The organism is Blastococcus sp. KM273129 (assembly GCF_021698995.1).
Lineage (GTDB): Bacteria > Actinomycetota > Actinomycetes > Mycobacteriales > Geodermatophilaceae > Blastococcus.
The window spans coordinates 111,361-124,882 of the sequence record NZ_SSXB01000014.1 but is presented as its reverse complement, the minus strand read 5'-3'; the positions used below and the strand labels follow the sequence as shown (position 1 = coordinate 124,882).

The 13,522-nt window shown below is 74.9% G+C and carries 11 protein-coding genes; 8 read left to right on the top strand and 3 right to left on the bottom strand.

Features of this window, described 5'->3' with window-relative positions; genetic code table 11:
* The 3 genes from E9565_RS06640 to ngg all read left to right on the top strand — a co-directional run.
* Window positions 1–1,401, top strand: a 1,401-nt coding sequence (locus E9565_RS06640) for a S8 family serine peptidase (protein WP_236834369.1), incomplete at its 5' end; no start/stop codon positions are given.
* Between the two features lie 213 nt (window positions 1,402–1,614).
* Window positions 1,615–3,399: an N-acetylglutaminylglutamine amidotransferase gene (locus E9565_RS06635; RefSeq protein WP_236834368.1), complete on the top strand. Its 1,785-nt coding sequence runs from the start codon at window positions 1,615–1,617 to the stop codon at window positions 3,397–3,399.
* 10 nt (window positions 3,400–3,409) lie between these two features.
* The gene (gene ngg, locus E9565_RS06630; RefSeq protein WP_236828481.1) at window positions 3,410–5,170 is read left to right on the top strand and encodes an N-acetylglutaminylglutamine synthetase; all 1,761 of its coding nucleotides are present in this window, start codon (window positions 3,410–3,412) and stop codon (window positions 5,168–5,170) included.
* A 6-nt stretch (window positions 5,171–5,176) separates the two neighbouring features.
* Here the strand turns inward: ngg and E9565_RS23150 are convergent, their stop codons facing one another.
* The 3 genes from E9565_RS23150 to E9565_RS06615 form a co-directional block, all read right to left on the bottom strand.
* Complete coding sequence (locus E9565_RS23150; protein WP_236834367.1) at window positions 5,177–6,112, bottom strand: ATP-grasp domain-containing protein; 936 nt, start codon at window positions 6,110–6,112, stop codon at window positions 5,177–5,179.
* A gap of 269 nt (window positions 6,113–6,381) precedes the next feature.
* Entirely contained in the window at window positions 6,382–7,977 is a 1,596-nt protein-coding gene (murJ, locus tag E9565_RS06620; protein WP_236828479.1) for a murein biosynthesis integral membrane protein MurJ, read from the bottom strand.
* 181 nt (window positions 7,978–8,158) lie between these two features.
* Window positions 8,159–9,256: a CaiB/BaiF CoA-transferase family protein gene (locus tag E9565_RS06615; protein ID WP_236828478.1), complete on the bottom strand. Its 1,098-nt coding sequence runs from the start codon at window positions 9,254–9,256 to the stop codon at window positions 8,159–8,161.
* Between the two features lie 88 nt (window positions 9,257–9,344).
* Between E9565_RS06615 and crcB the strand changes: the two genes are divergently transcribed.
* The 5 genes from crcB to E9565_RS23145 form a co-directional block, all read left to right on the top strand.
* Window positions 9,345–9,728, top strand: coding sequence for a fluoride efflux transporter CrcB (crcB, locus tag E9565_RS06610; protein ID WP_236834366.1), 384 nt, complete (start codon window positions 9,345–9,347; stop codon window positions 9,726–9,728).
* On the top strand, window positions 9,725–10,084 hold the full coding sequence (locus E9565_RS06605; RefSeq protein ID WP_236834365.1) for a CrcB family protein: 360 nt from the start codon (window positions 9,725–9,727) through the stop codon (window positions 10,082–10,084). The genes crcB and E9565_RS06605 overlap by 4 nt, the downstream gene beginning before the upstream one ends.
* Window positions 10,085–10,135: 51 nt before the next feature.
* A complete protein-coding gene (locus E9565_RS06600; protein ID WP_236828475.1) occupies window positions 10,136–11,551 on the top strand; it encodes a trehalose-6-phosphate synthase in 1,416 nt (471 codons plus the stop codon).
* Window positions 11,548–12,285 (top strand): trehalose-phosphatase, encoded by a 738-nt coding sequence (otsB, locus tag E9565_RS06595; RefSeq protein ID WP_236834364.1) that lies wholly within the window; start codon window positions 11,548–11,550, stop codon window positions 12,283–12,285. Before E9565_RS06600 ends, otsB begins: the two co-directional genes overlap by 4 nt.
* 289 nt (window positions 12,286–12,574) lie before the next feature.
* Window positions 12,575–13,522, top strand: a 948-nt coding sequence (locus tag E9565_RS23145; RefSeq protein WP_236834363.1) for a HAMP domain-containing protein, incomplete at its 3' end; no start/stop codon positions are given.

Below are 13,522 nucleotides of genomic sequence, written 5' to 3'. Positions count from 1 at the left end.
CACGCGGCCCCCGCTGCTCCCCCGCCCGCGCCGGTGCAGGACTTCCTGGCCGACCAGCTCGCCGGGTTCGGCGCGGCCGTCCCGACGACGGTCCTGGTGCACGGCACCGACGTCGCCGCCGCGCGCGCCGCCGTCGCCGCGACCGGCATGCGCACCGTCACCGAGTACGAGCGCATCGGGGTGGTGGTCGCCTCCGGGACCGCCGGGCAGGTCGAGGCCGCGCGAACCGAGCCCGGCGTCACCTACCTCGAGGGCAACACGCCCATCGAGTTCGCCCAGGAGACGTCGAACCTCGCCACCCGCGGCGCCGAGGCCGCGGCCACGCTGACCGGCGCGAACGGGCTGCCGCTGGACGGCAGCGGGGTCTCGGTCGCGGTGATCGACTCCGGGGTCGACCCGAACCACCCCTCCTTCCGCGAGCCCGGTGGCGGCAGCGCCGTCGTCGCCAACCTCAAGAGCCTCTGCCTCGTGGAGACCACGACGACGCCCGACTGCGTCGTCCGGGTCCCGTCGGTGGCGGACACCGACACCCTCTCCGTGGGCGGCCACGGCACGCACGTGAGCGGCATCGTGGCCGGCCGGCCGACGACGCTGGCCGACGGCGGGCAGGTGCAGGGCGCCGCGCCGGGCGCGAGCCTGGTCTCCATCTCGACAGGGGCGGTGCTGCTCATCGTCGGTGCGGACTCGGCGCTGAACTGGGTGCTCGAGAACCACGAGGCGCCGTGCGGTGCGGGGGTGCCCGCCGACGTCTGCCCGCCGATCAAGGTGACCAACAACAGCTACGGCCCCTCCGGCGGCGGGGAGTTCGACCCGGACTCGGCCACGGTGAAGCTGCAGCGGGCGCTGGCCGCCGAGGGCGTCGTCACCGTGTGGGCGGCCGGCAACGACGGCGGTGACGGCTCGGCCTCGCTCACCAACCCGCCCGGTCAGGACCCGACCGGCGGCATCCTGTCCGTGGCCTCCTCCTACGACCGGGACACCGGCACGCGGGACGGCGTCGTCAGCGACTACTCCTCGCGCGGCGCGGCGGCCGACCCCTCGACCTGGCCGGACCTCTCCGCGCCCGGGGAGAGCATCACCGCGGCCTGCCGGCCCTACCTGCCCATCTGCGCCACGGGGCTGGACTTCCGCAACGGCCCGGGCCTGCTCGACCTCGGCACCTTCAACACCATCAGCGGGACGTCCATGGCCGCCCCGCACGTGGCCGGCATCGTCGCCCAGCTGTTCCAGGCCGACCCGACGGCGACCCCGGCGGAGATCGAGGCGGCGCTGAAGAGCACCGCGCACCGCTTCGCCGACGGTGCGGCCTACGAGACCGTGGGCGGGTACGCGACCTCGTTCGACAAGGGCGCCGGCCTGGTCGACGCCGTCGCCGCGGTGGAGGCCCTCACCGCCGGCTGACCGCCCCGCGGTGGCCGCGACGACCACCTGACCTGATCGTCGCGCGTCCTCCCTCACGGCGGGCGGTGAGGGAGGACGCACCGCGGTGAGGGAGGACGCCGGTCCCGGGCTCCGCGCGTTCCACGTGGAACAGGCGTGAGGTGGGCCACGATCGGCCCCCTCGGGGTGACCCCACCCTGCAGGCCGGGCGCCGCAGGAGTTAGATCGTTGTGCATGTGCGGCCTCTGCGGCGAGATCACGTTCGACGGGACCACGGCCGACACGACCGCGGTAGCCCGCATGGTCGAGGCCCTGATCCCCCGCGGCCCGGACGGGCAGGGATCCTGGAGCAACGGGCGGGTGGCCTTCGGGCACCGCCGGCTCTCGGTGATCGACCTCTCCACCTGCGGCTCCCAGCCGATGGTGGACAACGAGCTCGGGCTGACCGCGGTCTTCAACGGCTGCATCTACGACTACCAGGAGCTGCGGGCCGAGCTGGAGGGCCACGGGTACCGCTTCTTCTCGCACAGCGACACCGAGGTGATCCTCAAGGGCTACCACCACTGGGGCACCGACGTCGTCTCGCACCTGCACGGCATGTTCGCCTTCGTCATCGCCGAGCGGGACACCGGTCGGGTGGTCATGGCCCGCGACCGGCTGGGCATCAAGCCCCTCTACCTCTCCGAGACGCCGGGCAAGCGGCTGCGGTTCGCCTCCACGCTGCCGGCCCTGCTGCGGGCCGGCGACGTCGACACCTCCATCGACCCGGTCGCGCTGCACCACTACCTGTCCTGGCACGCCGTCGTCCCGGCCCCGCGCACGATCCTCAACGGCGTCCGCAAGCTGCCCCCGGCCACCGTCCGCGTCATCGAGGCCGACGGCACGAGCACCGAGCAGCGGTACTGGGAAGCGCGCTACGAGCGACGTCCCGAGCACGCGGGCTGGAGCGCCCGCGACTGGGAGGACGCGATCGAGGACGCGCTGCGCGTCGCCGTCCGCCGCCGGCTGGTCGCGGACACCCCGGTCGGCGTGCTCCTCTCCGGCGGCCTGGACTCCAGCCTGATCGTCGGGCTGCTCGCCCAGGAGGGGCAGGCCGGCCTGGCCACGTACTCCATCGGCTTCGAGTCCGTCGGCGGCCGGGAGGGCGACGAGTTCGTCTACTCCGACGTCATCGCGGAGCGGTTCGGCACGAACCACCACCGTATCCGGGTGGCCTCCGACGAGCTCGCCGGCGCGCTCGGGCACGCGATCGGCGCCATGGCCGAGCCGATGGTGAGCCACGACGTCGTCGCCTTCGACCTGCTCTCCGAGCGGGTGTCCCAGTCCATCAAGGTGGTGCAGTCCGGCCAGGGCGCCGACGAGGTCTTCGCCGGCTACCACTGGTACCCGCCGCTGGCCGGCGTCGGCCGCGAGGAGGCGGTGCAGACCTACGCGCGGGCGTTCTTCGACCGCGACCACGCCCAGATGCGCTCCGTCGTCTCCGACCGCTACGCCCTCGGCGAGGACCCGAGCCTGGAGTTCGTCCGCCGGCACATGTCCGCGGCCGGCGCGGAGACGGCGGTCGACGCCGCGCTGCGCCTGGACAGCGAGGTCATGCTCGTCGACGACCCGGTCAAGCGGGTGGACAACATGTCGATGGCCTGGGGCCTGGAGGCCCGCGTGCCCTTCCTGGACCACGACCTGGTCGAGCTCGCGGCGATGTGCCCGCCCGAGCTCAAGCTCGCCGACGGGGGCAAGGGGATCCTCAAGGCCATCGGGCGCCGCATCATCCCGCCGGAGGTCATCGACCGGCCCAAGGGCTACTTCCCGGTGCCGGCGATCACCCACCTGCAGGGCAAGGTCCTCGACCTGGTCAAGGACGCGCTCTCCAGCGAGGCGGCGGCCGACCGCGGGATGTTCCGGCCGGAGTACGTCCGCGAGCTCCTCTCCGACCCCAACGGCGAGCTGACGCCGCTGCGCGGGAACAAGCTCTGGCAGCTGGGGCTGCTCGAGCTGTGGCTGCAGACCAACGCGGTCTGAGGCGGTGGCGATGGCACCCCGGCTCGCCGGTCACCGCCGCCGCACGGCGGTGACCACCACCCCGGCGATCACCAGCCGGTCGTGGAAGAAGCCGTCGGAGCACCAGCTCAAGGGCATGGCCTCCGACGTCGTCCTCGACCTCGGCTGGGGCCGGCTGGTGTTCGGCCAGACCTTCGCCGACCTGCGTGGCATCGTCACCGCGCTGCGGGCGGAGGAGACCGGCGAGCGGGACATCTGCATCTACCCGCGCGACCCGCACGTGCTGGTGGGGCTGGCGCCCGACGAGCTGTTCATCGACCCCAGCTACACCTTCCGGCTCGACCTGCACCGGTACCGGCCGCGCCACGACCTCATCCGCGGGGTGTTCGTCCGGACGGTCACCTCGCGGGCGGAGATGGAGGCGATCAACGACATCTACGCGCTCAACGGGATGGTCGTCGGGGACGCCGACGTCATGTGGGACAACCACCGCACCCGCTGCTTCACGTACCTCGTCGCCGAGGACACCCGCACCGGGAAGATCGTGGGCACGGTGACCGGCGTGGACCACGGGCTGGCCTTCGACGACCCCGAGGGCGGCACCAGCCTCTGGTGCCTGGCCGTGCACAACCAGGACGCCCCGCCCGGTGTCGGTGAGGCGCTGGTGCGGGTGCTCGCCGAGCGCTACGTCGGCCGCGGGCGCTCCTACCTGGACCTCTCGGTCATGCACGACAACGAGGGCGCCATCAAGCTGTACCGCAAGCTCGGCTTCAGCCGGGTCTCGGCGGTCTGCGTGAAGCGGAAGAACCCGATCAACACGCCGCTGTTCGCCGCCCGCCCGCCGGGCCTGGAGCGGCTCAACCCCTACGCCCTGATCATCGCCGAGGAGGCGCTGCGCCGCGGCGTCCGCGTCGAGGTCACCGACCCCGAGTGGGGGGAGATGCGGCTGTCGCTCGGCGGCCGGACGGTGGTCACCCGCGAGTCGCTGTCGGAGTTCACCACCGCGGTGGCGATGAGCCGCTGCGACGACAAGCGGGTCACCCGCCGGATCATGGAGCGGGCCGGTGTCCGCGTGGCCCGCGGCGCGCTGGCCTGCGAGGGGCAGCTCGACGAGGCCGCGGCGCTGCTGCGCGACGTCGGGCAGGTGGTGGTCAAGCCGGCCCGCGGCGAGCAGGGGCGCGGCATCACCGTCGGCGTGCGCGACGAGGACGGGCTGGCCCGCGCGGTCGACCACGCGCTCGCCTTCTGCCCGGACGTGCTTGTGGAGGAGCTCGTCCCCGGTCAGGACCTCCGGGTGGTGGTCATCGACCGGGCGGTCGTCGCGGCTGCGGTGCGGCGGCCGGCCGAGGTGGTCGGCGACGGCCGGAACTCGGTCACCGACCTGGTGCGGTCCACGAGCCGCCGCCGGGAGCGGGCCACCGGCGGGGAGTCCCGCATCCCCCTGGACGGCACCACGGCCGAGGTGGTGGCCGACGCCGGCTACTCGATGGACGACGTCCCGCCCAACGGCGAGCGGATCCAGGTGCGCCGCACGGCGAACCTGCACACCGGCGGCACGATCGAGGACGTCACCGACCGGCTGCACCCGGAGGTCGCCGCCGCCGCGGTGCGGGCCGCCACGGCGCTGGACATCCCGGTGACCGGGATCGACTTCCTCGTGCCCGACGTCGCCGGCCCCGACTACGTCTTCATCGAGGCCAACGAGCGGCCGGGGCTGGCCAACCACGAGCCCCAGCCGACCGCCGAGCGCTTCGTCGACCTGCTGTTCCCGGAGACGCAGCGGCGCACCTGACGCCGGTCAGGGCCGGCGCCCCACCCGCTCGGCGGTGAGGGCGAGGGTGGGGCCGGGGTCGCGGCGGTCCCACACGCTGGTGACCGCACCGGGGAACCAGCGCAGCACCGAGGCGCAGTCGGCGAGCACGCCGCCGCGGCGCTCGACGGTGGCCCGGCGCAGGTCCCCCGCCGTCCAGAGGTAGCGCACCCCGGTGCTGCCGTCGGCGAGGGGCGGCAGGGGCAGCCCGAGCGCCTGGCGGGCCCAGGCGTCCGGGAGGTTCGGGCCGGCGGCGGCGGCCAGGGCCATCGAGCCGAAGAAGCGGCCGTTGAGGTCGATGAGCCGCAGCGCGCCGTCGTCGTCGCGCAGGAACTGCAGCTGCACCAGGCCTGACCAGCCCAGGCCGGCCAGCAGCCGGGTGCTGGCCCGGGCCAGTTCCTCCTCCACCGGCACGGTGACCGCCCGGCTGGTGACCCCGCTCGGGGTCGGCCACAGCCGCAGGGCGCGCTGCTGCACCCGGCCGAGCAGCCGGCCGTCGTGCACGAGCCCGATCAGGGCCTCCATCTCGCCGTCGACCGGCTCCTGGAGAACGGCCTGGAGACCGGCCTCCTCGAGCAGCCGCACCCGGGCGCGGGCGCGGTCGGCATCGGGGTAGCGGCGGGCCTCGATGCGCAGCTGCCGGCGCAGGCCCGGCTGCCAGTGGGCGCGGCACTTCACGACGACGGGGCCGGCCCAGCCGTCCAGCGCCTCCGGGGTCGCCAGGCAGGTGCGTGGGACCGGCAGCCCGGCGTCGGCGGCGCGCTCGGCGAGCCCGGCCTTGTCCAGCGCGGCGAGGGCGACGTCGGCGGGTGGGTGGGCCACCACGGTGGGCACCGCCTCGGCGCAGTGCGCGAGCGCCGCCATCCAGTCGTCACCGCTGCCGAAGACGACGTCGTAGCCGCCGCGGGCGACCGCCTCCTGCACCGCCGCGACGAAGTCGCCGAGGTGGCCGCGGGACGTCGTGGGTCTTCCGGCAGGACCGGGAGGCGGCCACCATGCCGTCGGCGTCCGGCGAACCCACCCCCACGTGCCAGCCCGAGCGGTCCAGCGCCCGGACGGCGGCGAGGGCACCGCGGTCGCGGCTCGAGGTCAGCACGAGCGCGCGTCCGGAAGAAGGCATCGAACAACCTTATGGCGTCCCGGCCGTGTTACGGCACCCGGCGGTGCCCACCGCCCCGGGAGGGGGTGCCGGGTCAGCGGGCCGGACGGCGTGCCCCGCGCCTGGCCAGGCCCCGCAGGTCGGCCAGTTCCGGGCCGCGCAGCACGGCGAGGACGGCGACGTAGACGACGGCCCCCACCGACGCCCCGACGGCGATCTGCGCCGCCGCGGTGAGCGTGCCGGTCGCCCCGCTCCCCCAGACCCACGCCAGGACCGCGGCGGCGGTGAGCCCGCCGGCGGCCGCCGCGACGGAGCCGCGCGCGGTGGTGGCCAGCAGCGTCCGGGGGGTGACGGCGCCGTGCCGGTGCCCCAGCAGGGCGACCCCGAGCGCCGCGGCCAGCACCAGGGAGAGGCTGGTCGAGGCGGCGAGGCCGGGGATGCCGTAGGCGACGCCCAGGGTGAGGTCGCCGGCCACGTTGACGACCATCGCGGCGAGCGCCACCAGGGTGGGGGTGCGGGTGTCGCCGACCGCGAGGCTCGCCCGCGAGGTGGTGGACCGCAGCGCGATGCCCAGCACGGCCGCGGCCGAGAAGGCGACCGCGGTGGCGGTGGCGGTCACCGCGGCCTGGTCGAAGTCCCCCCTTCCGTAGAGGAACTGCACGATCGGCCGGGCCAGGACGACCAGCGCGGCGACCACGGGCAGCAGCAGCGCGACGAGCAGCCGGGACGTGCGGTCGACGAGGGCGCGCAGGTCGGCCCGCCGGTCGGGGGCGCCGACGGCGCTGAAGGCCGGGTACAGCGCGGCGACGACCGTGGCGACCAGCAGCGCGTCGACGAGGTGGATGACGCGGAAGCCCAGGCTGAGCGCGGTGATGACGCCCTCGCCCTGGGCGGAGCCGACGGCGCGGTCGACGAGCGTGTTCACGTTGAGCACCGCGCTGCCGACCAGGAGCGGCGGGGTGAGCCGGAGGACCTCCCGGACGTCGGGGTCGCGCAGCGCCAGGCGGGGCCGCAGCCGCATCCCCGCGGCACGCACGGCGGGGAACTGGACGAGCATGCGCACCGCGGAGCCGACGACGAAGCCGGTGGCCAGCGCCTCGATGCCGAAGCGCTCGCCGGCCCAGAGCGCGGCGCCGATCATCACGAGGTTGAACGGGACGCCCTGGAACCCGGAGGCGAAGAAGCGGCCGTGCGCCTGGCAGGCGGCCGCCAGGATGTCGGTGGCGGCGATGAAGAGGGCGGCGACGAGCACGATGCGGGTGAGCCGGACGGTGAGCGCGGCGGTCGGTTCGTCGAAGCCGGGGGCCAGCACCGCGACCACCTGCTCGGCCGAGACGAACACCAGCACCGACCCGGCGACCAGCACCAGCGTGCCGATGGTCAGCACCGTGCGCACCGTCCGATCGGCGCGCACGCCCTCGCCCGCGGCCACCGCCCGGCTCACCGGGGGCACCACGGCCCGGGCCAGCGCCGTGGCGACCAGCGCCAGCACCAGGTTCATGACGCCCTGGGCGACGAGGTAGGCGTCGAGCTCCGCGCCGGCCCCGAACACGGCCGCGATGACGGCGTCCCGGACGAACCCGAGGAGCTGGCTGACGGCGGTGAGCGAGATGAGCAGCGTCGCCGCGCGGGCGACCCCGCCTCGCAGCGGTCCCCTCCGGGTGGCCGGAGGTGTCCCGTCGCGCGTCACGGGGTCCGATCATGACGGTCGCCGTCCACCCGCGGGCACCGGACCCGCCGCCGCGGGACGACCCGGCCCCACCCGCCGAGGCGGCCACCTGCGGCACAGGAGGCCCTACCTGCGCGATCGGGCCCGCCGACGCGGGTAGAGCTTCCTATGCCCCCGCGTGCAGGCCGGTGGTCGGCGCCGGTCAGAGCCCGAGCTCGGCGCGGATCTCCTCGCCGTGCTGCCCCGGTCGGGGCACGCGGCCGACGGCGCCGGGCGTGCGCGAGAACCGCGGGGCGACGTCGGGCTGCCGCACGCCGTCGACCTCGACGAACACCCCGCGCTCCACGTTGTGCCGGTCCTCCGTCGCCTCCACCAGCGACCAGACCGGCGCCACGCACGCGTCGGTGCCCTCGAAGACCGACCACCACTCGGCCCGGGTGCGGGAGGCGAACGCCTGCGTGAACCGCTCCCGCAGCGCCGGCCACTGGCGCGGGTCCTCCCGCCGCGGCAGCGTCTCGTCGCCGGTCAGGCCGAGTCCCTCCAGCAGCGCCGCGTAGAACTGCTCCTCCAGCGCGCCGACGGCGACGAACTGCCCGTCGGCGCAGCGGTAGACGTCGTAGAACGGCGCGCCGGTGTCCAGGAGGTTGCGGCCGCGCCGGTCTGTCCACACGCCGGCGTCCAGCATCCCGTGGATCATCGTGGTGAGGACGGCGGTGCCGTCGACGATCGCGGCGTCCACCACCTGCCCCTCCCCCGTCGCCCGCGCGCGGACCAGCGCCGCCAGCGCGCCCAGGGCCAGGAACACCCCGCCGCCCCCGAAGTCGCCGAGCAGGTTCATCGGCGGGGCCGGCACCTCGTCGGGCCGCCCACTGGCGCCCAGGGCGCCGGTCAGCGCGATGTACCCGATGTCGTGGCCGGCGCTGTGCGCGAGCGGACCGGTCTGCCCCCAGCCGGTCATCCGGCCGTAGACGAGCGCGGGGTTCTCCCCCAGCAGGTCGTCGGGCCCGAGCCCGAGCCGCTCCATCACCCCCGGCCGGAACCCCTCCAGCAGGACGTCGGCCCGCCGTACCAGCGCGCGGACCACCTCCAGGTCGGCGGGGTCCTTCAGGTCGAGGGCGATCGAGCGCTTGCCGCGGTCGAGCAGGGACGTCGCGCCCAGGGAGCCCAGCAGCCCCCCGCGGCTCCCCTTGCGGTCGATGCGGACGACGTCGGCCCCGAGGTCGGCCAGCAGCATGCCGCAGAACGGACCCGGCCCCAGCCCGGCGAACTCGACGACCCGCACGCCCTCCAGCGGTCCCACGGCGTCCTCCCCTGCTCCGGGCCGCGTGCGTGCGACCCTCCCGGGGGCATGCTGCCCGACGTCCGATCCCGGAGGAGAGCCAGGTCACATGGCCTACCTGCTGGCCGCGCTGGGTGGTGCGCTGGGCGCGCTCGCCCGCTGGGGGCTGGCCGAGGCGTTCCCGCACTCCCCCACCGGCCTGCCCTGGGCGACGCTCGCGGTGAACCTGACCGGCTGCCTGCTCCTGGGTCTGCTGACGGCGGTGCTCGTGGCCCGCGCCCCCGGCTCCCCGTGGGCCCGGCCGTTCCTGGGCGTGGGCGTGCTCGGAGGGTTCACCACGTACTCCACCTTCGCGGTGGAGGTGGTGCAGCTGGCCGACGCCGGCGCCCCGGGCACCGCCGTCGCCTACGTCGTGGCCTCGGTGCTCGGGGGCATCGCGGCCGCCGTTGCCGGGACGCTGGCCGGCCGTGCCCTCGCCGGGAGCTCCCGGTGACGCCGTGGCTGGTCGTCGTCGGTGCCCTGGTGGGGGCCCCGCTGCGCCTGCTGGCCGAGCGGATCGCGGTGAGCCGACGAGGACCGGGCAGCGTCGCGGGCACGCTGGCGGTCAACGTGGCCGGGAGCGCGGTGCTCGGGTTGCTCCTGGGCGCAGCCGCCGCCCCGGCCTGGGCGACGGCGCTGGTGGGCGTCGGCCTCTGCGGCACCCTCACCACGTTCTCGACGTTCGGCACCGAGGTGGTCCGCCTGGTCGAGGGGCGCGCCCGCGGCCGCGCGGCCGCCTACGTGGCCGGGACCGTGCTGCTGGGGCTGGTGGCCGCGGCGGGCGGGTTCTTGCTCGGCCGGGTGGTCTGAACCGGCCCCGTCCAGCGGAGCCGCTACCTGCTGGATAGGGTCGGGGGCGGTATGGCCGACAACGCGGATCAGAAGGTCGGGGCGGACAGCCCCGTCGTCGTGGTCGCCAACCGGCTGCCGGTCGACCAGGTGACCGATCCCGACGGCAGCACGCGGTGGCAGCGCAGCCCCGGTGGGCTGGTCACCGCGCTGGAGCCGTTCGTCGCCGGGCGGGGCGGGGCCTGGGTGGGCTGGTCGGGTTCTGCCGGTGAGGCCCCCGAGCCGTTCGAGTCCGGGGGCATGTCGCTGATCCCGGTCGAGCTCAGCGAGGAGGAGGTCGACCGCTACTACGAGGGCATGTCGAACGCCTCGCTGTGGCCGCTCTACCACGACGTGGTGGAGAAGCCGGAGTACCACCGGCACTGGTGGGACACCTACGTGCAGGTCAACAAGCGGTTCGCCGAGCGCGCCGCCGCCGTGGCCGCCGAGGGTGCCATCGTCTGGGTGCACGACTACCAGCTCCAGCTCGTGCCGGCGATGCTGCGCCAGAAGCGCCCCGACCTCACGATCGGCTTCTTCCTGCACATCCCGTTCCCGCCCTACGAGCTGTTCACCCAGCTCCCGTGGCGGTCGGCGATCGTCGAGGGGCTGCTCGGCGCGGACCTGGTGGGCTTCCAGCGGCCGTCCGCGGCGGTGAACTTCGTCCAGCTCTCCCGCCGGCTGCACGACCTGCACTGCCGGCGCGACCAGATCGAGTACGACGGTCGCACGGTGGTGGCCAAGGCATTCCCGATCTCCATCGACGTGCGGGCCTTCGACGAGCTGGCCTCCTCCCCCGCCGTGCGGGCCCGGGCCGAGGAGATCCGCGCCGAGCTGGGCAACCCGGCCAAGATCATCCTGGGCGTCGACCGGCTCGACTACACCAAGGGCATCAGCGTCCGGCTCAACGCGTTCCAGGAGCTGCTGGAGGACGGCGCCCTCGAGGCCCCGGACACCGTGCTGGTGCAGGTGGCGACGCCCAGCCGCGAGCGCGTCGAGCACTACGTGCACATGCGCGAGACCATCGAGCAGCAGGTCGGCCACATCAACGGCGTCTACGGCTCCATCGCCGGCCCCGCCGTCCACTACTTCAACCAGTCGATGCCGCGCGAGGAGCTCGCCGCGCTCTACCGGGCCGCCGACGTCATGCTCGTGACGCCCTACCGCGACGGCATGAACCTGGTGGCCAAGGAGTACGTCGCCGCGCGCGGTGACCTCCGCGGGGCCCTGGTGCTGTCGGAGTTCGCCGGCGCCGCGGCCGAGCTGCGGCAGGCGTTCCTGGTCAACCCGCACGACATCGCCAGCGTCAAGAACCAGCTGGTGCGGGCGCTGCGCATCGAGCCGGACGAGGCGGCCAAGCGGATGCGCACCATGCGCCGGCACCTCTTCCGCAACGACCTCGACCACTGGGCGAGCTCCTTCTTCGAGGCGCTGCGGGGGCAGGCGTGAGCTCCGCGGGGCTCGACGAGGCGCTGACGGCGTTCGCCGCCCGCCGGCCCCTCCTGGTGGCGAGCGACTACGACGGCGTGCTGGCTCCGCTCGTCGACGACCCGTCCGCGGCCGTGCCCCAGCCGGGGGTCGCCGAGGTGCTGTCCCGGGTGGCCGCCGCCGACGGCGTCACCGTCGCGCTGGTCAGCGGCCGCGGGCTGGACGACCTCCGGCGCACCAGCGGGATGTCCGGGGACTTCCGCTGGATCGGCAGCCACGGGGCGGAGTTCGACGGCCCGCTCGCCGGCGCCGACGCCGGGCGGCGGGACGAGCTGGCCGGCGTGCTGGCGCCGCTGGTCGAGAGCACGCCCGGTGCCCGCCTCGAGGTGAAGCCGGCCAGCGTCGCCGTCCACGTGCGGCAGGTGGCCGACCGGGCCCGGGCCGCGGAACTGCTGGAGCAGGCCCGCCGGGCGGTGGATCCGTCACTGACGTTGAAGCCGGGCAAGGACGTGCTCGAGGTCGCGGTGACCGACGCGCACAAGGGTGCGGCGGTGCAGCGGCTGGTCGAGGAACTCGGCGTCGCCGCGGCGCTCTACCTCGGGGACGACGTCACCGACGAGGACGCCTTCCGGGTGCTCGGGCCCGAGGACCTGACCGTGAAGGTGGGTGAGGGCGAGACGGTGGCCCGGCACCGCGTGGCCGGGCCGGAGGCCGTCGTCGGCCTGCTCCGGGCGCTCGCCGACCGGCTGGGCTGACCGCTCCTCCGGCGCCGTGTCGGGCGGGGGCCCGGACCGACCGGACCGCCGTGGGCCGGTCACCCCCCGCTGCGCTGTCGACAACCCGGCGAAATGTGCACAAATGGCACGGGGCGGCGGCGGTGAGCGGTCCGGTGGTGTCGTCTTGTCCCCCGTCCCGCAACGCTGACCGGGTGGTTGCGTCACGATTCCCGCAGCAACGTTTGGAGCGGGTCCGGGGTGATCGGTGGAGTCACCACACTGAGACCAGCGCCACACCGGCGTCTCCTCTCCCCCAGGACGGTCTCCCGTGCACGCTCCCCCCTCCTCCCCCGTCGACCGGCGGCGTGCCGGGTGGTTCGCCGACCGCCGCCTCGCCACCAAGTTCGGCATCCTGATCGCCGTCGTCGTCACCGCCTTCGCCGGCCTGCTCTCGGCGGTGCTGGTCGGCAACGCCTCGGTCCGCGACGCGAACACCGAGCTGGCGCACCTCAACGCGGCGGAGAAGCTGGTGCTGCAGCTCGACACCCGGGCCAGCGAGCTCAAGGTGGACGGCTTCAAGACGCTCGTCCGCGTGGACCCGGAGGCGCAGCTCGCCGAGCTCGCCGAGGACATCGCCACCCCCGAGGCCATGCTCGACGAGCTGGCGACCGTGCCCCTGACCGGGCGTGCCGCCGACTCGGTGGCCGGCCTGGCCGACAGCTTCGGGGCCTACACCACCGCCATCACCGCCTGGGTGGAGCTCGCGGTCGCCGACCCGGCGGCGATGCGCGGTCGCTGGGAGGAGATCCAGGCGGCCAACGACCTGTCCGACGGCGCCGTCAGCGAGGCCAAGGACGTGCTGGCCGCGGAGAGCGACGCCGCCCAGGGGCGCCTGGACGACGCCCTCGCGCAGGCTGCGACCGTCTCGATCGTCGCGGCCGCCGCCGGCATCCTGCTCATCATCGGTCTGAGCGTGCTGACCATGCGCTCGGTCACGCGCCCGGTCGAGCGCGTCAAGCGGTCGCTCGAGGCCCTCGCGGAGGGCGACATGACCGTGCCGACGGGCGTGCGCTCGGCCGACGAGGTCGGCCGGATGGCCGCTGCCCTCGACACCGCGCGGGTCAACCTGCGCGAGGTCCTCGGCTCCGTCGCGGCCTCGGCGGACGCGGTGGCGGCCTCGTCGGAGGAGCTGAGCGCCTCCTCGGCGCAGATCTCGGCGTCGGCCGAGGAGACCAGTGCGCAGTCGGGTGTGGTGTCGGGTGCCGCGGAGGAGGTC

Bases quoted from the DNA above. Each gene is read 5' to 3' on its own strand.
- E9565_RS06635 (WP_236834368.1), top strand. From the start codon at position 1,615: ATGTGCGGCCTCTGCGGCGAGATCACGTTCGACGGGACCACGGCCGAC.
- ngg (WP_236828481.1), top strand. From the start codon at position 3,410: ATGGCACCCCGGCTCGCCGGTCACCGCCGCCGCACGGCGGTGACCACC.
- crcB (WP_236834366.1), top strand. From the start codon at position 9,345: ATGGCCTACCTGCTGGCCGCGCTGGGTGGTGCGCTGGGCGCGCTCGCC.
- E9565_RS06600 (WP_236828475.1), top strand. From the start codon at position 10,136: ATGGCCGACAACGCGGATCAGAAGGTCGGGGCGGACAGCCCCGTCGTC.